General features: G+C 67.0%; 15 protein-coding genes. 8 read left to right on the top strand and 7 right to left on the bottom strand.

Annotated features, from left to right (window positions below; genetic code table 11):
* Positions 1–19 precede the first annotated feature (19 nt).
* The 5 genes from AC0Z2B_RS08160 to AC0Z2B_RS08140 all read left to right on the top strand — a co-directional run bounded on the left by AC0Z2B_RS08160 (position 20) and on the right by AC0Z2B_RS08140 (position 5,212).
* Entirely contained in the window at positions 20–568 is a 549-nt protein-coding gene (locus AC0Z2B_RS08160; RefSeq protein ID WP_416425287.1) for a Csu type fimbrial protein, read from the top strand.
* Between the two features lie 2 nt (positions 569–570).
* Complete coding sequence (locus AC0Z2B_RS08155) at positions 571–1,062, top strand: Csu type fimbrial protein (RefSeq protein ID WP_476295859.1); 492 nt, start codon at positions 571–573, stop codon at positions 1,060–1,062.
* A 38-nt stretch (positions 1,063–1,100) separates the two neighbouring features.
* Positions 1,101–1,862 (top strand): fimbrial biogenesis chaperone, encoded by a 762-nt coding sequence (locus tag AC0Z2B_RS08150; protein ID WP_476295858.1) that lies wholly within the window; start codon positions 1,101–1,103, stop codon positions 1,860–1,862.
* A 93-nt stretch (positions 1,863–1,955) separates the two neighbouring features.
* On the top strand, positions 1,956–4,247 hold the full coding sequence (locus AC0Z2B_RS08145; RefSeq protein WP_476295857.1) for a fimbria/pilus outer membrane usher protein: 2,292 nt from the start codon (positions 1,956–1,958) through the stop codon (positions 4,245–4,247).
* On the top strand, positions 4,244–5,212 hold the full coding sequence (locus AC0Z2B_RS08140; protein ID WP_476295856.1) for a Csu type fimbrial protein: 969 nt from the start codon (positions 4,244–4,246) through the stop codon (positions 5,210–5,212). The genes AC0Z2B_RS08145 and AC0Z2B_RS08140 overlap by 4 nt, the downstream gene beginning before the upstream one ends.
* 718 nt (positions 5,213–5,930) lie before the next feature.
* On the opposite strand, the gene AC0Z2B_RS08135 is transcribed toward AC0Z2B_RS08140, so the two are convergent.
* Both AC0Z2B_RS08135 and AC0Z2B_RS08130 read right to left on the bottom strand, forming a co-directional pair.
* The gene (locus AC0Z2B_RS08135) at positions 5,931–6,665 is read right to left on the bottom strand and encodes an anti-sigma factor family protein (protein WP_476295855.1); all 735 of its coding nucleotides are present in this window, start codon (positions 6,663–6,665) and stop codon (positions 5,931–5,933) included.
* A complete protein-coding gene (locus AC0Z2B_RS08130; protein ID WP_416427420.1) occupies positions 6,662–7,168 on the bottom strand; it encodes a sigma-70 family RNA polymerase sigma factor in 507 nt (168 codons plus the stop codon). Before AC0Z2B_RS08130 ends, AC0Z2B_RS08135 begins: the two co-directional genes overlap by 4 nt.
* A 157-nt stretch (positions 7,169–7,325) precedes the next feature.
* Here AC0Z2B_RS08130 and AC0Z2B_RS08125 point away from each other — a divergent pair, with 157 nt between their 5' ends.
* Positions 7,326–8,405, top strand: coding sequence for a catalase family peroxidase (locus AC0Z2B_RS08125; RefSeq protein ID WP_476295854.1), 1,080 nt, complete (start codon positions 7,326–7,328; stop codon positions 8,403–8,405).
* Positions 8,402–8,953 carry a cytochrome b gene (locus tag AC0Z2B_RS08120; protein WP_476295853.1) on the top strand — a complete coding sequence of 184 codons (552 nt, stop codon included), beginning with the start codon at positions 8,402–8,404 and terminating at the stop codon, positions 8,951–8,953. Before AC0Z2B_RS08125 ends, AC0Z2B_RS08120 begins: the two co-directional genes overlap by 4 nt.
* A gap of 63 nt (positions 8,954–9,016) precedes the next feature.
* On the opposite strand, the gene AC0Z2B_RS08115 is transcribed toward AC0Z2B_RS08120, so the two are convergent.
* The 3 genes from AC0Z2B_RS08115 to AC0Z2B_RS08105 form a co-directional block, all read right to left on the bottom strand.
* Positions 9,017–10,162, bottom strand: a complete 1,146-nt coding sequence (locus AC0Z2B_RS08115) for a M14 family metallopeptidase (protein WP_476295852.1) — start codon at positions 10,160–10,162, stop codon at positions 9,017–9,019.
* A 58-nt stretch (positions 10,163–10,220) separates the two neighbouring features.
* Positions 10,221–10,727: a sigma factor-like helix-turn-helix DNA-binding protein gene (locus AC0Z2B_RS08110; RefSeq protein ID WP_476295851.1), complete on the bottom strand. Its 507-nt coding sequence runs from the start codon at positions 10,725–10,727 to the stop codon at positions 10,221–10,223.
* Between the two features lie 445 nt (positions 10,728–11,172).
* Positions 11,173–11,640, bottom strand: coding sequence for an Lrp/AsnC family transcriptional regulator (locus AC0Z2B_RS08105; protein WP_416425277.1), 468 nt, complete (start codon positions 11,638–11,640; stop codon positions 11,173–11,175).
* Positions 11,641–11,793: 153 nt separating this feature from the next.
* Here AC0Z2B_RS08105 and AC0Z2B_RS08100 point away from each other — a divergent pair, with 153 nt between their 5' ends.
* Positions 11,794–15,249: an indolepyruvate ferredoxin oxidoreductase family protein gene (locus AC0Z2B_RS08100; RefSeq protein ID WP_476295850.1), complete on the top strand. Its 3,456-nt coding sequence runs from the start codon at positions 11,794–11,796 to the stop codon at positions 15,247–15,249.
* 67 nt (positions 15,250–15,316) lie between these two features.
* On the opposite strand, the gene AC0Z2B_RS08095 is transcribed toward AC0Z2B_RS08100, so the two are convergent.
* On the bottom strand, positions 15,317–17,185 hold the full coding sequence (locus tag AC0Z2B_RS08095) for an acetyl/propionyl/methylcrotonyl-CoA carboxylase subunit alpha (protein WP_476295849.1): 1,869 nt from the start codon (positions 17,183–17,185) through the stop codon (positions 15,317–15,319).
* Positions 17,182–17,982 carry a gamma-carboxygeranoyl-CoA hydratase gene (locus AC0Z2B_RS08090; protein WP_416425274.1) on the bottom strand — a complete coding sequence of 267 codons (801 nt, stop codon included), beginning with the start codon at positions 17,980–17,982 and terminating at the stop codon, positions 17,182–17,184. The genes AC0Z2B_RS08095 and AC0Z2B_RS08090 overlap by 4 nt, the downstream gene beginning before the upstream one ends.
* Position 17,983: the final 1 nt, after the last annotated feature.

Below are 17,983 nucleotides of genomic sequence, written 5' to 3'. Positions count from 1 at the left end.
GTAACACAAGGAGTGAATCATGCACGCACAGGCTTTTCGTTCTGCCGCCCTGTTACCGGCCCTGGCCTTGCTGGCCGCGCTGACGCCCGCCGCCCAGGCCGCCACCACGGTCACAGGGCAAGTCACCGCCAGCCTGGTGCTGACCAGCAGCTGCCTGGTGAACGGCGTGGCCGGCAGCACCAATATCAATTTCGGTAGCTTGAACTTCGGCACCACCAGCAGCCTGTTCACCCAGGCCAGCAGCCAGGTGCTGGGCGGTGGCGGCGGGGCCATGTCGATTCTCTGCTCGGCCGGCACCGTGCCGGTGGTCAAGGTGCGCGCCGGCAGCCATGACGGCCAGGCCACCGGTGGCGCCAGGGCGCTGGCCGACGGCGCCGGGCATTTCGTGCCCTACGACTTCTTCACCGACACCGGCTTCTCCAACCTGCTGGCCATCGACGGCACCATCAGCCTGGCCACCAGCACCGGCGTGGCGCAGACGGTCAACCTTTACGGCCGGGCCATCGGCGTCGCCGGGTTGCCGGCGGGCACCTACACGGACACGGTCGCGGTCGAGCTGACGTTCTAGCCATGGTCTGGCTCAAGGGGGCGCTGCTGCTGGCGAGCCTGGCGGCGCCCTGGCCGCTGGACGCCGCCACCACCAGCACCTTTCTGGTCAACGCCGCCATCACCAGCGGTTGCCTGGTGGTCGGCGGCGGCAGCAACTACGGCAGCCTCAACTTCGGCAGCTGGTCGGCGCTGGCCACCGGCACGGCGACGGCGGCGGTGCCCGGCACCGGGGTGAAGCTGCAGTGCACCCCTGGGGTGACCCTGAACATGAAAGTGGACGGCGGCCAGAACGCCGGCACCTCGCGCAACCTCAAGGCCGGCAGCGCGCTGGTGGCCTACCAGCTGTTTCGCGACGCGGCCTACAGCCAGGCGCTTGGCATCAGCCAGAGCGTCACCGTGGCGTACAGCGATTCAACCAACATCAGCCTGCCGATCTATGGCCGGCTGAGCCTGCCGGGCAATGTGCCGGCGGGCAGCTACAGCGATGTCTTGCAAGTGGAATTGTCCTGGTAAGCCGGGGCGCCCTCGAATGTTGCCGGTGGAGTGAGCGTATGTGGCGTTGGGGCAGTGTGTGTTGTGGGGTGCTGTTGCCGTTCACGGTGCAGGCGGCCAGTTCGGTACTGATCTGGCCCATCGACCCGGTGCTGGAGGCCGACCAGCAGGCCAGCGCGCTGTGGCTGGAGAACCGTGGCAGCGAGCCGGCCGATTTGCAGATCCGCGTGTTCGGCTGGAGTCAGAGCGGTTTCGATGACCAATACCAGAACCAGCGCGACGTGATCGGCAGCCCGCCGGTGGCGCACATCGCACCCGGCCAGAAGCAGCTGGTGCGGCTGACTCGCACCCGGGAAATACCGCCGGGCCAGGAGCAGGCCTACCGCATCATCATCGACGAGATTCCCGCTGCCCAGGCGCCGGGGCCGGACGGCCAGGGCAAGACTGCCGCGGCCATCCGTTTCCAGATGCGCTATTCAGTACCGCTGTTCGCCTACGGCGCCGGCCTGTGGAGCAAGCCCGACCCCAGCCGCGAGCGCGACCCCAAGGGCGCGGGCGTGCCGGCGTTGACCTGGAGAACGGTCAGCGAGGGCGGCAAGGACTTCGTCGAGATCCGCAACCAGGGCCCGGTGCACGCACGCCTCACGGACGTGGCGCTGCAGCAGGGCGCCCAGCGCCGGGCGTTGGGCGAGGGCCTGCTGGGCTACGTGCTGCCGGGGGCGAGCATGCGCTGGCCGTTACCGGCAACGGCGCAGGTCTCGGCGTTGCACGGCCGGGTCAATGGCAGTGACGCGCCGCAAGCCCTGGCGCCTGCGCGCTGAGCGGCGTTTTCGTGGTTGGCTTGACAAGGGAGATGCCCCATCGATCGGCACGGATGCCCCTCGACACTGACGTGGTTCACCCTGGGGTGGCTGTTGTACCCCTGTGCCACGCTGGCCGGGGAGCTGCCGCCGCCACCCACCGGCCAGGAGGCTGTGCCCGATGCGTCGCTGTACCTTGAACTGGTGGTCAACCAGATGAGCACGGGCCGCGTGGTGCAGGTGCAACAACGGGCCGGGCAACTCTACCTGCCGCTGTCGGACCTGCAGGCCGCGGGGCTGAAACTGCCGGGTGTGGCCGGCCCCGAGGTAGCGCTGGACAGCGTGCAGGGCCTGCACACCGACTACGACAGCCAGGCCCAGCGCCTGCTGCTGGACGTGCCGCCCGACTGGCTGCCGGCCCAGCGTATCGGCAGCAGCCAGGCCTACCCGCGCAGCCAGGCCATGAGCAGCTTCGGCGCGCTGCTCAACTACGACCTGTACCTGAACGACACCGACGACCTGGGCCGCTATTTGGCGGCGTACAACGAACTGCGCATTTTCGACAGCTGGGGCACGGTGTCCAGCACCGGGCAGTTGCGCCAGAGCCTGTCGGGCAATGCCTACGCGGACACCAGCCGTTTCCGCCGCTACGACACCACTTGGCGTTACAGCGACGACGAACGCCTGCTGACCGTGGAGGCTGGCGACCTGGTCAGCGGTTCCTTGCCGTGGAGCAACTCCGTGCGCTTGGGCGGGGTGCAGCTGTCACGGGACTTTTCCGTGCGCCCGGACCTGGTCACCTATCCGTTGCCAGCCTTTGCCGGCGAGGCAGCGGTGCCGTCGTCGGTGGACCTGTTCATCAACGGCTACAAGAGCACCAGCGCGCAATTGCAGCCCGGCCCCTACACCCTCACCAACATCCCCTACATCAACGGGGCCGGCGAGGCGGTGGTGGTGACCACCGACGCCTTGGGGCGGCAGGTGTCCACCACCTTGCCGTTCTACGTCACCAGCACTTTGTTGCAACAAGGCCTGATGGATTTCTCCGTGGCGGCGGGCAGCGTGCGCCGGGACTACGGCCTCAAGGACTTTGCCTACGGCCCCGGCGCTTCCACCGGTAGCGTGCGCTATGGCCTCAGCGACTACCTGACCCTGGAGGGCCACGCCGAAGCGGCGCAGTCCCTGAACCTGGGCGGCGTGGGCGGCAACCTGCGCCTGGGCAACCTCGGCGTGCTCAACACCGCCGTCAGCCAAAGCCGCTACGACGGCCTCGGCGGCCAGCAATACAGCCTGGGCTACCAGTACAACAACCCGCGTTTCAGCTTCAATTACCAACGCCTGCAACGGCGCGACGACTACGCCGATTTGACCCTGGTGGACGCGCCCTACACGCGCATGAGCCAGCGCAGCCAGCAGGCCACCCTCAGCGTCAACCTGGAGCGCTACGGCAGCCTGGGCGCCGGCTATTTCGACGTGCGCGCCGGCGACGATTCGCGCACCCGGCTGCTCAACCTGACCTGGAGCAAACCGCTGTGGGGCAACAGCAGCTTCTACCTGTCGGCCAACCATGAAATCGGCGCCAGCAACTGGGCCGTGCAAGCGCAGGTGACCATCCCCATCGACCTGCGCGGCAACCTCAGCGTTGGCGTCGAGCGCAACCAGCAGGGCCAGACCCAGCAACGAGTCAACTACAGCCGCGCGGTGCCCACCGAGGGCGGCGTCGGCTACAACCTGGGCTACTCGCGCGGCGACCAGCAGACCTACCGCCAGGCCGACCTGACCTGGCGCCTGCAGTCCGTGCAATTGCAGGTGGGCGCCTATGGCACTAGCGAGCAGACCACGCGCTGGGCCGACGCCGCCGGTTCGCTGGTGTGGATGGACGGCAGCCTGTTCGCCGCCAACCGCATCGACGACGCCTTCGTGCTGGTGAGCACCGACGGCTACAGCGGCGTGCCGGTGCGCTACGAAAACCAGCGCGTCGGCGACACCGACCGCAGCGGGCACCTGCTGGTGCCGTGGACCAGCGGCTACTACCGCGGCAAATACGAGATCGACCCGCTCAACCTGCCGGCCAACGTGCGCAGCCCATCGGTAGAACAGCGCGTGGCCGTGCGCCGCGGCAGTGGCTACCTGCTGGAGTTCCCGCTGACCCGGGTGGTGGCCGCCAGCCTGGTGCTGGTGGACGCCAACCAGCAACACCTGGCCCTGGGCAGCAACGTGCTGCACGAACAGAGCGGCGCGCGCACCGTGGTCGGCTGGGACGGCCTGGTGTACCTGGAAAACCTGGCGGCGCACAACAGCCTGGTGGTGGAGCGGGGCGACGGCAGCCAGTGCCGGGTGCAGTTCGACCTGGACGTGCAGCAGCAGGGCGAGGTGCCCCTGTTGGGGCCGTTGGTGTGCCAGTGAAGGCGTGTTTGGCGGGCCTGGCGCTACTGGCGGCCGGCACCGGGGCCCAGGCTGCCTGCGCGATCTCCACGCCAACGCCGCCCACCTTTGGCCAGGTCAGCTCGGTGCTGCTGCGCACCACGGTGCAGTCCACGTCCACCACCAATGGCGCGCTGACCTGTACCGGGTCGTTGCTGAGCCTGCTGGGCAGTAACGATCACTTCTACCTCACCGTGACCTCCAGCCAGGCCGGCCTGCAGGTCGGCAGCAGCGGCGCGGTGATCGGCTACACCGTCTACGCCAACGACAGCACCAGCTACCCGCTGACCCGCGGCGTGGCCTACGACTTTGCGCGCAACTCGATCATCGACGCCCTGGGCCTGCTGGCCGGCTCCTCGCCCAAGTCGGTGCCGCTGTACCTCAAGACCATCATCGGTAGCAACGTACCGGCGGGCATCTACACCGAAACCCTGAACCTGGCGTGGAGTTGGAACTACTGCTCGGGTATCGGCATTGGTGCCATCTGCCTGGGCCGCGACGTCGGTTCGGGCGCCACCACCCTGCAGGTCACCCTGCAAGTCACCAATGACTGCCAGATCACCGCGCCCAACCTCGATTTCGGCAGCGCGCCGCTGGTGCTGGGTTTTGCCACGGTGAACAGCAGCATCAGCGTGGCCTGTACCCTGGGCAGCGCCTACACCGTGGGTCTCAGCGATGGCGGCTACCCCCTGAGCGCCGGCGGGCGGCGGCGCATGATCTCCGGCAGCAACTACCTGGCCTACGACCTGTTCAAGAGCGCCGGCAGCGTGCGCTGGGGCAGCACCGGCGCGGCGCGGCGCAGCAGCAGCGACGCCGAGGTGAACCCGGGCAACGGCACGGGAACGGGGAGCCAGGTGTTCAACTTCAATGGCAAAGTGTACACCGACCAGGTGACGCCGCCGGTGGGGGGGTATCAGGACAGTGTGGTGGTGGATGTGGCGTTCTAGCGGACACCGGTCCCCTTAGCAGCTGCCGAAGGCGCGCGCCCTGACGCGGCCTGTGGCCGCTGCTACAGGAGCCGCGTAGCAGCGACTGTCTTGTGGGAGGACCTGTCTTGAAATGGCGTCGTCTGCATCGCGACTAAAGTCGGCTCCTACACTATTCGTGGTAGGAGCCGGCCTCGGCCGCGATGCAGGCGACGCGGTCTATGGGGTATCCGCATTCGCGTAGCAGCTGCCGAAGGCGGCGTCCGGCCACGCCGCGGTGTACCTGAAACCGCGCGCTGACGCGGCCTGTGGCCGCTGCTACAGGAACCGCGTAGCAGCGACTGTCTTGTGGGAGGAACTGTCTTAAATTGGCGTCGTCTGCATCGCGACTAAAGTCGGCTCCTACACTATTCGTGGTAGGAGCCGGCCTCGGCCGCGATGCAGGCGACGCGGTCTATGGGGTGTCCGCATTCGCGTAGCAGCTGCCGAAGGCGGCGTCCGGTCACGCCGCGGTGTACCTGGAAAACCGCGCGCTGACGCGGCCTGTGGCCGCTGCTACAAGAACTGCGTAGCAGCTGCCGAAGGCGGCGTCCGGTCACGCCGCGGTGTACCTGGAAAACCGCGCCCTGACGCGGCCTGTGGCCGCTGCTACAGGAGCCGCGTAGCAGCTGCCGAAGGCGGCGTCCGGCCACGCCGCGGTGTACCTGAAACCGCGCGCTGACGCGGCCTGTGGCCGCTGCTACAGGTTTTGCAGGGTCTTCGGCGCGATGTCGACCGGGGCCACCACGGCGTAGTTGTACCCAGGGCCCGACCAGTAGTCCGCCTGCAAATTGCCTTCACGCCGCGAACCGCGTGGCAGCAGGTTGTTGTCCGGGCCTGGCGGGCGGATGTAGAAGGTGACCCGCGCACCCTTGCCGTCCTGGTACAGCACCATGGCGGCCGGGCCCTGGTCGGTGCTGAGCAGCCGCGCGCCCACCGGTTTGAAGCCAGCCTGGCTGAGGTCGGGCAGGCGCTTGGCGTTGGTGAAGTTGCGGTCCAGCCAGGGTTGCAGGGCGGTGGCGTCGCTGACCTTGAAGTCAGCGGGCAGCACGTCTTTCTGCGCGAACAGGCGGTAGGCTTGCAGGGCATCGGTCATGGGCGCCACGCTGGGGTGGCGGGCCTCATGGGCCTGCCAGCCGCCCAGGCCGCCCAGGCCCACGGCCAGCACCAGCACGGCGGCGCGGGCCAGGTGTTGCTGGTAGCGGTGGCGGCGGCGCACGCGCAGGGTGGCCGGGTCCAGCGCCGGGTTGTCGGCCAGAGGCGAACTGCCCAGCACCGAGCGCAGCAGGCGCGCATCTTTCTGCCAGCCTTTCACCTGGGCGGCGGCCTCGGGGTGGCTGTTCAGCCAGGTTTCCAGGCGCTGGCGGTCGGCGGGGTTCAGGCGCAGGTCCACGTAGGCGTGGAGGTCGTGTTCGGTTGGCGGCAAGGTAATCATTTCAGTATCCGCAGGGCAGGGCGATGGATCTCGCCTTCGTTGAGCTGGCGCAGCGCCTGGCGGGCGCGCGACAGGCGCGACATGACGGTGCCGATGGGCACCTGCAACACGGTGGCGGCCTCCTGGTAACTCAGGCCTTCCACGGCCACGGCGTGCAGCAGCGCGCGCTGCTCATCACTGAGGCGGTCGAACGACTGCAGGGCCGATTGGGCCATGACCGTGCGCTCCACCGACGGCTGATAGTCGTCGCGGCCGGTGAAAAATTCCAGCAAGCGCGCGTAACGGCGCGCGCGCCGGTGGTTGTCGACAAACTGGCGGTAAAGGATCTGGAACAGCCAGGCGCGCAATTCACCCTCGGCATCCTTGCTGGCGCGCCGGCTCAAGGCCTTTTCCAGGCAACTCTGCACCAGGTCGTCGGCGCTGCTGGGCTCGCGAGTCAACGACAACGCGAAACGGCGCAGGCGCGGCAACAGGATACGCAATTGATCATCAAACTCGTTCATGGCGGCCTGCACGGTGGGGCTCTGTTTCAAGATTAGCAAGACGAATGACGGGGCGTTTTATTCCAGCTTGCCTAACCTCAAATTATTCAGCGGCGGGACAGGGAATAAATCCCGCTGGCCTTCGTCTCATAGCACCCCACCGATTCTGGAGTCGCTCATGCCTGATCCAACGCCCCCACCCTTGACCCTGTTCGACAAGGCCGTGCGCCTGTTGGGCATCGCCGCGATCCTGGCCGTCGCCGTGGCCGCCTTTGCCTATGTCAGCGGGCGCCTGGACCCGGACCGGCTCAAGCCCCGCGACCTGGTCAACGCGCTGCAGACCAACAACGGCGTGCACCCCGGTTACCGTCGCAACCACGCCAAGGGCGTGTGTGTGATCGGCTATTTCGAGGGCAACGGCCAACTGCAGGCGCTGTCCAGCAGCAGCGTGTTCGCCCAGGGCCGCACGCCGGTGGTCGGGCGTTTCGCCTTGCCCAGCGGCAACCCCTATGCGCCGGACAGCAGCGTGCCGCTGCGCAGTTTCGCCCTGCGCTTCAACTTGGCCAACGGGCAGCAGTGGCGCACGGGCATGAACAGCATGCCGGTGTTCCCGGTGGGCACGCCCGAAGCCTTCTACGCCATGCTCAAGGCCGGCACCCCGGACCCGGCCACCGGCAAGCCCAAGCCTGACGCCATGCCGGCGTTCTTCGCCGCCCACCCCGAGACCGGACCGTTCCTGGCCTGGGTCAAGGGTGCCAAGCCGTCGGCCAGCTACGCCACGGAAACCTATAACAGCATCAACGCCTTCTACCTCGACAACGCCGACGGCCAGCGCCAGGCCGTGCGCTGGTCGGTGGTGCCCGAGGCGACCGACAGCACCCCGGCCGGCCCCAACGCCGGCGCCGATTTTCTCCAGGCCGACCTGGCCCAGCGCCTGGCCGGTGGCCCGCTGCGCTGGACCTTGCGCATGACCCTGGCCGAACCGGGCGACCCGGTGGACGATGCTAGCAAGGCCTGGCCCGCCGGGCGCAAGACCGTGGACGCCGGCACCCTGGTGGTGGAGCGCATGCAGCCGCAGATCACCGGCCAGTGCCGGGACGTCAACTATGACCCGACCATATTGCCCAGCGGCATCGAGGCGTCAAACGACCCACTGCTGGCCGCGCGCTCGGCGGCCTACGCCAGCTCGTACCTGCGCCGCACCTCGGAAGTCGATCAACTCAGCGCCAATGCGCCCGCCGCGGAGGCCAAGCCATGAAAGCCCGCCCTGAACATTTCGCCCCGGCTGCCCGGGTATTGCACTGGGTGATGGCGATCCTGCTGATTGCCATGCTGTTCATTGGCGTGGGCATGGTCAGCACCGTGTCCGAGCGCCATGAGTGGCTGCTGCACCTGCACAAGCCCCTGGGCATCGCCATCCTGGCGCTGGTGATCGTGCGCCTGCTGGTGCGTTGGTGCACCCGCCAACCGCCACTGCCGGCCGACCTGCCGGGCATCCAGAAGCTGGCGGCCAAGCTGTCGCACTGGCTGCTGTATGCCTTGATGTTGGTGCTGCCACTGGTGGGCTGGGGCATGCTCTCGGCGGCCGGCGACCCGATAATGCTGGGCGCCTCGCTGCACCTGCCGCCGATACTGCCGGCCGAGCCGCATACCTATGCGCTGTTGCGCAAGGCCCACGGGTTGCTGGCGTACCTGCTGTTCCTGACGGTGCTGGCGCACCTGGGCGCGGCGCTGTACCACGGCTGGATCCGCCGCGACGGGGTGTTGCAGAGCATGACCTCGGGGGACAAGGCCAGTCGCCCATGACGCGGCCTTCGGCCGCTGCTACGAGGTCAATCCCGTAGCAGCTGCCGCAGGCTGCGTCCGCAGTTACCGCAGGCCGCTGACCATTTTCGCAATCACGCTCAACACGTCCTTGCCCAACTGCGCCGAGCGCTTGCCCGACCAGCCGGTGATCGCGTCGGGGTTGTCGTCGTGGTCCTTGAACGGCATTTCCAGGGTCAGCGACAGGCAGTCGAACTTCGCCCCCACGGCGTTGCACGCCAGGGTCATGTTGGCCTGGCCCGGCTCGTCGCGCGTATAGCCGTGTACCTGCTGGAAATCCGCGGTCTGCTGGCACAGCAGGTCGCGGAAGCGCTGCTCGAGCTGGGCGATGCGCGGGGTGTACTGCGGGTTGCCTTCGCAGGCGGCGGTGAACACGTGGGGAATTTCCTCGTCGCCGTGGGCGTCGATGAACAGGTCCACGCCGTACTTCTGCATCTGCTGCAGGGCGAAGAACACCTCGGGGCTGAACTCGGCGCTGGCGTCCTGCCAGGCGCGGTTGAGGTCCTTGCCCTTGGCGTTGGTGCGCAGGTGGCCGTGGAACGAACCGTCGGGGTTCATGTGCGGGATCAGGTACAGGTCGGCTTCGGCCAGCAGCGCGTTCAGCTCGGCATCGTCACGCTGTTTCAGGCGCTCGATGATGCCTTCCATGAACCACTCGGCCATGTGCTCGCCGGGGTGTTGCTGGGCAATCAGCCAGACCTTTTTCTTGCCTTCGCTGCCGTCGCCCTTGCGCAGCAGTTGCAGGTCGCGACCCTCGGCGCTCTTGCCCACCGCCAGCAACTGCAGGCCGGCCTGGGTCACGGCCTCGCTGATCAGCCAGTCGTGGCGTTCACGGCTATAGGGTTCGAAATAGGCGAACCAGGCCTGGGGCTGTTCGGGCTCGAAGCTGAAGGTCAGCGCCTGGCCGTCGAACTGGCTGGGCACGCGGAACCAGGTCTTCTGGTCGTAGGAAGCCACGGCGTTGTAGCCGGCCCAGGCGTTCTTGTAGGAAGACTGCCCGGCGTTGGTCAGGCTGAAGCCATGGGGCTGGCCAGGCGCCAGGCCATCGACCTTGAAATGAAACCACTGGAAATGGTCGCTGTGGGTGTCCGGGCGGATCGCCAGGCGCACCTGCCGTGGGTCGCTGGCGTCGAGCAGCTGGATGTTGCCGCTGTCGAAATCAGCGCTGAAGGTGAGGGGGGCCGCGGCCATTGTTCGCTTCCTTATAAAGTCGAGGACGCTCGTACTTTACACGCAAGCGTGGCGCCAGTCAGATCCAGCCGGCCAGCCCGCCCAGCAGCAGTGCCCCCAGCAGCGCCATGCCCCAGCCCAGCAGGCCGGTGTGGCGGCGGCGATGCTGCCAGCCCGACTCGCCCAGGTGCCTGGCGGCGGCCAGCAGTTGCCGCCAGCGCAGTTCGGTGGCGTGGAAGGCTTGCAGGTGGGTGGCGTCGGCGTCCAGCCAGCGGCGGAAGTCGATGCGTTCGCTGGCGGTGGTGTGCGGGTTCTGCAGCTTCACGTACCAGGCGCTGGCCGCCTGGCTGCCAGCGGGGCTGCGGCATTGTTCGAGCGCCTGCAGCATGTCCCGTTCGACGTGCTCCACGCTCAGGTCCAGGCGCTGGGCGATGGCCGGGTAGGGCAGGTCATCCAGGCGGCTGAGCAGGAACACCTGCTGCACGCGGCGGGGCAACTTCTTCAGGCGCAGGTAGAGCGCATCCTGGCCCTGGTCGACCGGCTGGTGCTGGAAAAGGTTGTGCAGGGGCGTGAGCAGATGGGTCATCGAAACGTCCTCCTGGCCGCCATGGGCCTGGTCGATTGCGGGCTGCGAACGCATCCGTGAGGGGGGCGTCTTCCCTGACGCAGGCGCAGCTTAGTGTATTTGAGAGTTATTCTCAAGAAACGATTTGCCACAATTCCGGCTAAATAGCTGATTTGCTAGCTGAAAATTAGCGATGAGCGCTTTCCTCGAGCAATAGTCCTTTGCTATCATGCGCGCCATCGAATTCAAGCAACACCCTTCTTCATTAGCCTGAAGAAACTAAAAAAAAGACCCGGCAAAAAGCCGGGTCAAAAACCGTGATTAGCCTGATGAGGAGATAATTCGAAAGTCCGACCTAAGGCCTTTCGGATTACCCAACCGATCTCGCGATCAGTTGTCTCAATAATAATCGTTATCATTTGCAAGTCAAATGATTTCTTGCCGCGTTTGTGAAAAATTATTTCGCTCAATCCAGCGGCAGTTCCGTGGTGCGTTTCACCTCGCTCATGGCGATGTTGGAATGCGCCTCCTGCACATGCGGCTTCTGCAACAGATGGTCGCGCAGGAAGCGTTCGTAGGCCCCAATGTCCTGGGCCACCACCTTGAGCATGTAATCCATCCCGCCGGCCATGGTGTAGCACTCCAACACCTCCGGGTAGCCGGTGATCGCCTCCTCGAACTCCGCCAGGTAGCGCCGCCCGTGCCCCGACAACTTGACGTTGACGAACACGGTCATGGTCAAGCCCAGCTTCTGCGGGTTGAGCAGGGCGACCTTGCGCTCGATCAGGCCTTCCTCCTGCATGCGGTGAATGCGCCGCCAGCACGGTGACTGCGACAGTTCCACGCGCTCGGCGATTTCGGCGGCCGACAGGTCGGCGTCGTGCTGGATCAGGCGCAGGATGCGGCGGTCGAGGGCGCTCAGTTTGGACTGCATGATCATTTCCCTTTTCTTGTTTTTGGCGCAACGTTCATGCGCCATAACAGCAGAAATGCCCGAATTTAGAAAGAAAAAGCCTCACTCCGAAAGGCATATTTTTAGCCACTGACTGATGAGTCATGGCCGCCATAAAAATAACAGGAGTGCCGCATGTCCCTAGCCGACGTCCGCCTGGACGACAAGTACCGCCTCGCCACCGGGCACCTGTACCTCACCGGTACCCAGGCCCTCACGCGCCTGCCCATGTTGCAGAAACAGCGCGACGAGGCCCGTGGCTTGAACACCGCAGGCTTCATTTCCGGTTACCGGGGCTCGCCCCTGGGCAACCTCGACAAGAGCCTGTGGGAAGCCCGCGACTACCTGCAGAAACACGCCATCCATTTCCAGCCCGGCGTCAACGAAGAGCTGGGCGCCACCGCCGTGTGGGGCAGCCAGCAGGTCAACCTGTTTCCCCAGGGCAAGTACGACGGCGTGTTCGCCCTGTGGTACGGCAAGGCGCCGGGGGTGGACCGCTGCGGCGACGTGTTCAAGCACGGCAATTCGGCCGGCGTGGCGCCCCACGGCGGCGTGCTGGTGCTGGCCGGCGACGACCATGGCTGCAAGTCCTCGACCATCGCCAGCCAGAGCGAGCACACCTTCATCGCGGCGATGATCCCGGTGCTCAACCCCAGCAACGTCCAGGAGATGCTCGACTACGGCATCATCGGCTGGGAGCTGTCGCGCTACAGCGGCTGCTGGGTGGCCATGAAGACGATTGCCGAGAACGTCGACTCCTCGGCGGTGGTGGAGGTCGACCCGCTGCGGGTGCAGACCTGCGAGCCCGCCGATTTCGTCCTGCCCGAGGGCGGCCTGCACATTCGCTGGCCCGACCCGCCCCTGGCCCAGGAAGCGCGCTTGAACACCTACAAGATCTACGCCGCCCGCGCCTTTGCCCGCGCCAACCAGCTGAACAAGGTGGTGCTCGATTCGCCGCAGCCGCGGCTGGGCATCGTCACCACCGGCAAGTCCTACCTGGACGTGCGCCAGGCCCTGGAAGAGCTGGGCCTGGATGAAAAGCTGTGCGCCAGCGTGGGTATCCGCGTGCTGAAAGTCGGCATGAGCTGGCCGCTGGAACCGGTGTCGGTGCACGACTTCGCCCAGGGCCTGGACGAGATCCTGGTGGTGGAGGAAAAGCGCAGCGTCATCGAGGACCAACTGACCGGCCAGCTGTACAACTGGCCCGTGGACAAGCGCCCGCGCGTGGTCGGCGAGTTCGACGAGGAAGGCCGCTCGCTGCTGCCCAACCTCAGCGAGCTGACCCCGGCGATGATCGCCCGAGTCATCGCCAAACGCCTGGCACCCATCTACAGCAGCCCGCAGATCGAGGCGCGGCTGCGTTTCCTGCAAGACAAGGAACAGGCCCTGCAGGCCCCTCTGCACAACGTGCAGCGCACCCCGCATTTCTGCTCTGGCTGCCCGCACAACAGTTCCACCAAGGTGCCCGAGGGCAGCCGCGCGCTGGCCGGCATTGGCTGCCACTACATGACCATCTGGATGGACCGCGAGACCGATACCTTCACCCAGATGGGCGGCGAGGGCGTGACCTGGATCGGCCAGGCGCCGTTCACCGAGACCGCCCACGTGTTCCAGAACCTGGGCGACGGCACCTATTTCCACTCCGGGCACCTGGCGGTGCGCGCGGCAGTGGCGTCCGGGGTCAACATCACCTACAAGATTCTCTACAACGACGCCGTGGCCATGACCGGTGGCCAGCCAATCGACGGCATCCTGCGGGTCGACCAGCTCAGCCGCCAGGTGTTCGACGAGGGCGTGCAACGCATTGCCCTGGTCAGCGACGAGCCGGACAAATACCCCAGCCGCGCCGGCTTCGCGCCGATTACCACGTTCCATCACCGTCGCGACCTAGACGCAGTCATGCGCGAGTTGCGCGAGTTCAAGGGCGTGTCGGTGATCATCTACGACCAGACCTGCGCCACGGAAAAACGCCGCCGGCGCAAACGCGGGACCATGCCCGAGGTGAACAAGCGCGCGCTGATCAACCCGGCGGTGTGCGAAGGGTGTGGCGATTGCGGGGTGAAGTCCGGCTGCCTGTCGGTGCTGCCGCTGGAGACCGCCCAAGGGCGCAAGCGCGAGATCGACCAGCACGCCTGCAACAAGGATTTCAGCTGCGTGGAAGGCTTCTGCCCCAGCTTCGTCACCGTGCACGGCGGCCAGCTGCGCAAGCCGCAGTTGCCCAGCCGTGACCAGGCCTTCGCGGCGCTGCCGGCGCCGGTGCTGCCGAGCCTGGAGCGCCCGTTCAATATCCTCCTGCCCGGCGTCGGTGGCACCGGCGTGACCACCGTGGGCGCCCTGCTGGGCCTGGCGGCGAACCTGGAAGGCAAGGGCTGCAGCGTGCTCGACCAGGCCGGCCTGGCGCAGAAGTTCGGCCCGGTGGTAACCCACATTCGCATCGCCGCGCGCCAAGAAGACCTGTTCGCCGTGCGCATCGCCGCCGGTGATGCCGACCTGCTGCTGGGCTGCGACCTGCTGGTGGCGTCAGGGCCTGACGCGCTGGCGAAGCTGAGCCTGGACAAGTCCCACGCCGTCATCAACAGCCAGCAGACGCCCACGGCGGCGTTCACCCGCGACCCGGATGCGCAGTTCCCGGCGGCGGCCATGACCCAGGCGATCAGCGACGCGGTGGGCGCCGACAAGACCCATTTCGTCGAGGCCACGCGCCTGGCGGTGGGGCTGCTGGGGGACAGCATCGCCAGCAACCTGTTCATGCTCGGCTACGCCTACCAGTTGGGGCTGATTCCGCTGACGGCCGAGGCCATTGAAAAGGCCATCGAACTCAACGCCGTGGCGGTCAACCTCAACCAGCAGGCGTTCCTCTGGGGGCGCCGTGCGGCCCATGACGCACGGGCGGTGGAAGCGGTGCTCAAGCCAGCGGTGCAGGTGCCGGTGGAGCAGACCCTGGACGAGCGCCTGGCCGCCAACGCGGCGACCCTGCGCGCCTACCAGCACCAGGCCTATGCCGACCGTTACCTGGCGCTGGTGGAGCAGGTGCGCGCCAGCGAAACCCGCCAGGTGCCAGGCCAGCCCTTGGCGCTGACCGAGGCCGTGGCTCGCTACGCGTTCAAGCTGATGGCCTACAAGGACGAATACGAAGTGGCGCGGCTATATAGCAACGGCGAGTTCACCCGCCAGTTGCAGGGGCAGTTCGAAGGCGACTACCGCCTGGAGTTCCACCTGGCGCCGTCGTGGCTGGGCAAGAAGGGCAAGCGCAGTTTCGGCCCGTGGATGCTCAAGGCGTTCGGGCTGCTGGCGCCGTTCAAGTTCCTGCGCGGCACGGCGCTGGACCCGTTCGGCTACACCCAGGAGCGGCGCCAGGAGCGGGCGTTGATCGAGGCTTACCAGGCTGACATCGCCTTGATTCTTCAGCACCTGACCCCAGCCAACCGTCACACCGCGCTGAGCCTGGCACGGTTGCCCGAGCAGATTCGCGGGTACGGGCATGTGAAGGACAAGGCGGTGGGCGTGGCCGAGCAAGAAGCGCAGCGCTTGCGCCAGTGTTTGCGCGACGGTGAGGCTGCGGTGGTGAAGCTTTACGAAGTGGCTGCCTGAAAAGAGACGCGGCCTGCGGCCGCTGCTACGGGGATTTCCTGTAGCAGCGGCCGAAGGCCGCGTCCAATCACCCGGGTTGCATCTCTACCAGCACATCCCCCTCCGCAACCATCTCGCCCTCCTGGCAATGCAACGCCTTCACCACCCCCGCCTCCGGCGCGCGAATGCTGTGCTCCATCTTCATGGCCTCCAACACCACCAACGGCGTACCAGCCTCCACCTGCTCACCGACGCCCACCAGCACCCGCACGATGCTGCCGTTCATGGGCGCGTTCAGTCCACCTTGCTGGCCGTGGCTGGCGTCGGCTTCGGCGATGGCGTCAACGCAGGTCACCGGGTGAACTTCGCCGTTCCAGCGCAGGTACAGGGTGGCACCGCGCAGGAAGGCTGGCGCCGCAGGCGGGGACGGTTGCAGGTGCACCACCTGACGCTGGTCGCGGCACCGCAGGTGCACCACCGTCTGTGCTGGCAAGCCCAGGCGCAGGCCATTGGCCGCGGCCCAGGCGTCACTGCCGGTCGGCCGCACGAACGCGGCAGCCGCGGCTTGCCAGAACGCTTCTGGCAGTTCGGCCGAAGCGGGCAGCAGCTCGGCCTGGTGACGGGGAATGAAGCCGGTGTCCAGTTCGGCCGCAGCGAACGCCGGGTGGCCGATGATGCGCCGCAGGAACGCCAGGTTGGTGCGCACGCCGCCCACGGCGAACTCATCGAGCATGGCCAGCAGGCGCAGCCGCGCCTGTTCGCGGGTCTCGCCCCAGGCAATCAGCTTGCCCAGCATGGGGTCGTAGAACGGCGACACGCTGTCGCCCTCGCTGACGCCGCTGTCCACCCGGCGGCCGGGGCCTGGGGCGCTCTCCTGGTACAGCGCCAGGGTGCCGGTGGCGGGCAGGAACTCGTTGTCCGGGTCTTCGGCATACAGCCGCACTTCCATGGCGTGGCCGTGCAGCGGCACCTGGGCCTGGGTAATGGGCAGCGGCTCGCCCTGGGCCACGCGAATCTGCCAGGCCACCAGGTCCAGGCCGGTGATGGCCTCGGTGACTGGGTGTTCCACCTGCAGGCGGGTGTTCATCTCCATGAAGAAGAACTCGCCGCGGGCGTCCAGCAGAAACTCGACGGTGCCGGCGCCGACGTAACCGATGGCTTGCGCGGCCTTCACCGCGGCCTCGCCCATGGCCTGGCGCAATGGTGGGGAGAGGCCTGGCGCCGGGGCTTCCTCGACGACTTTCTGGTGGCGACGCTGGATCGAGCAGTCGCGCTCGTTGAGGTACAGGCAGTGGCCGTGCTGGTCGGCGAACACCTGGATTTCCACGTGGCGCGGCTGCAGCACGTATTTTTCCACCAGCATGCGCGCATCGCCAAACGACGACTGCGCCTCGCGCTGCGCCGAGGCCAGGGCGCCGGCCAGTTCGCTCTCGCGCTCGACCACCTTCATGCCCTTGCCGCCGCCGCCAGCGGTGGCCTTGAGCAGCACCGGGTAGCCGATGCGCTGGGCGGCGGCGCGGAAGGTCTCCAGGTCCTGGGCCTGGCCGTGGTAGCCGGGCACCAGCGGCACGCCGGCGGTTTCCATCAGTGCCTTGGCGGCTGACTTGCTGCCCATGGCGTCGATGGCCGAGGCGGGTGGGCCGAGGAATATCAGACCGGCCTGTTCGATGGCGCGGGCGAATGCGGCGTTCTCCGAAAGAAACCCGTAGCCGGGGTGGATGGCCTGGGCGCCGCTGCTGCGGGCGGCGGCGATGATCTTGTCGATGGCCAGGTAGCTGTCGCTGGCCTTGCTGCCGCCCAGGTCCACGCGCACATCTGCCTCGCGGCTGTGGCGGGCGTCGCGGTCGATGGCGCTGTGCACGGCCACGGTGGTCAGGCCCATGGCCTTGGCGGTGCGCATCACCCGGCAGGCGATTTCACCGCGGTTGGCCACCAGCAGGGAGGTGAGGGTGGTCATTGTGGTTGCTCCTGCCAGGCCGGGGTGCGTTTTTCCAGGAAGGCGCGCAGGCCCTCCTGGCCCTCGCCGCTGACGCGAATGCGGGCGATGGCGTTCTCGCAGTAACGCCGCACGGCGGCGGTGGTTTCGCCGTGGGCGACTTCACGCAGCAGCTCTTTGCAGGCGCGCATGGCCTGCGGGCTGTTGAGCAGCAGGTTGTCCACCCAGTGCGCCAGGCGCTGTTCCAGTTCGGCGCTGGCGCAGGTCTCGGCCAGCAGGCCCAACTCATGGGCGCGCTGGCCATCGAAGCGTTCGGCGGTCAGCGCGTAGCGCCGCGCGGCGCGTTCGCCGATGGCCTTGACCACGAAGGGGCTGATGACCGCAGGGGTCAGGCCAATGCGCACCTCCGACAGGCAGAACTGCGCATCCACCGTGCCCAAGGCCATGTCGCAGCAGCTGATCAGCCCCAGCGCGCCACCGTAGGCCGCGCCGTGGACCACGGCCAGGGTCGGCAGCTTGAGCTTGCCCAGGTTGTACATCAGCTCGGCCAACTGGCGGGCATCGTCCAGGTTGGTGTTGAAATCCAGCTGCGCCGACGCCTGCATCCAGGCCAGGTCGGCGCCGGCGCAGAAGTGCTTGCCGCGGCCGCGGATCAGCAGGAAGCGCAGGCTGGCGTCGGCGGCCACGCTGTCCAGCGCCAGGATCAGTTCGCGGATCATCTGCGCGTTGAAGGCGTTGTTTTTTTCGGGGCGGTTGAGCCACAGGGTGGCGAAACCGCGCGGGTCGCGGGTCAGTTCCAGGGTATCGAAATCGTTCATG

The sequence above is a fragment of the Pseudomonas sp. GYB4201 genome (assembly GCF_056312595.1).
Note: the sequence above shows the minus strand (reverse complement) of the source record. Positions and strands in the feature narration are given on the sequence as shown.

Excerpts from the sequence above, each read along its gene's own strand:
- AC0Z2B_RS08160 (WP_416425287.1), top strand. The coding sequence starts at position 20 with ATGCACGCACAGGCTTTTCGTTCTGCCGCCCTGTTACCGGCCCTGGCC.
- AC0Z2B_RS08155 (WP_476295859.1), top strand. The coding sequence starts at position 571 with ATGGTCTGGCTCAAGGGGGCGCTGCTGCTGGCGAGCCTGGCGGCGCCC.
- AC0Z2B_RS08150 (WP_476295858.1), top strand. The coding sequence starts at position 1,101 with ATGTGGCGTTGGGGCAGTGTGTGTTGTGGGGTGCTGTTGCCGTTCACG.
- AC0Z2B_RS08135 (WP_476295855.1), bottom strand. The coding sequence starts at position 6,665 with ATGATTACCTTGCCGCCAACCGAACACGACCTCCACGCCTACGTGGAC.
- AC0Z2B_RS08130 (WP_416427420.1), bottom strand. The coding sequence starts at position 7,168 with ATGAACGAGTTTGATGATCAATTGCGTATCCTGTTGCCGCGCCTGCGC.
- AC0Z2B_RS08125 (WP_476295854.1), top strand. The coding sequence starts at position 7,326 with ATGCCTGATCCAACGCCCCCACCCTTGACCCTGTTCGACAAGGCCGTG.
- AC0Z2B_RS08120 (WP_476295853.1), top strand. The coding sequence starts at position 8,402 with ATGAAAGCCCGCCCTGAACATTTCGCCCCGGCTGCCCGGGTATTGCAC.
- AC0Z2B_RS08115 (WP_476295852.1), bottom strand. The coding sequence starts at position 10,162 with ATGGCCGCGGCCCCCCTCACCTTCAGCGCTGATTTCGACAGCGGCAAC.
- AC0Z2B_RS08110 (WP_476295851.1), bottom strand. The coding sequence starts at position 10,727 with ATGACCCATCTGCTCACGCCCCTGCACAACCTTTTCCAGCACCAGCCG.
- AC0Z2B_RS08105 (WP_416425277.1), bottom strand. The coding sequence starts at position 11,640 with ATGCAGTCCAAACTGAGCGCCCTCGACCGCCGCATCCTGCGCCTGATC.
- AC0Z2B_RS08100 (WP_476295850.1), top strand. The coding sequence starts at position 11,794 with ATGTCCCTAGCCGACGTCCGCCTGGACGACAAGTACCGCCTCGCCACC.
- AC0Z2B_RS08095 (WP_476295849.1), bottom strand. The coding sequence starts at position 17,185 with ATGACCACCCTCACCTCCCTGCTGGTGGCCAACCGCGGTGAAATCGCC.
- AC0Z2B_RS08090 (WP_416425274.1), bottom strand. The coding sequence starts at position 17,982 with ATGAACGATTTCGATACCCTGGAACTGACCCGCGACCCGCGCGGTTTC.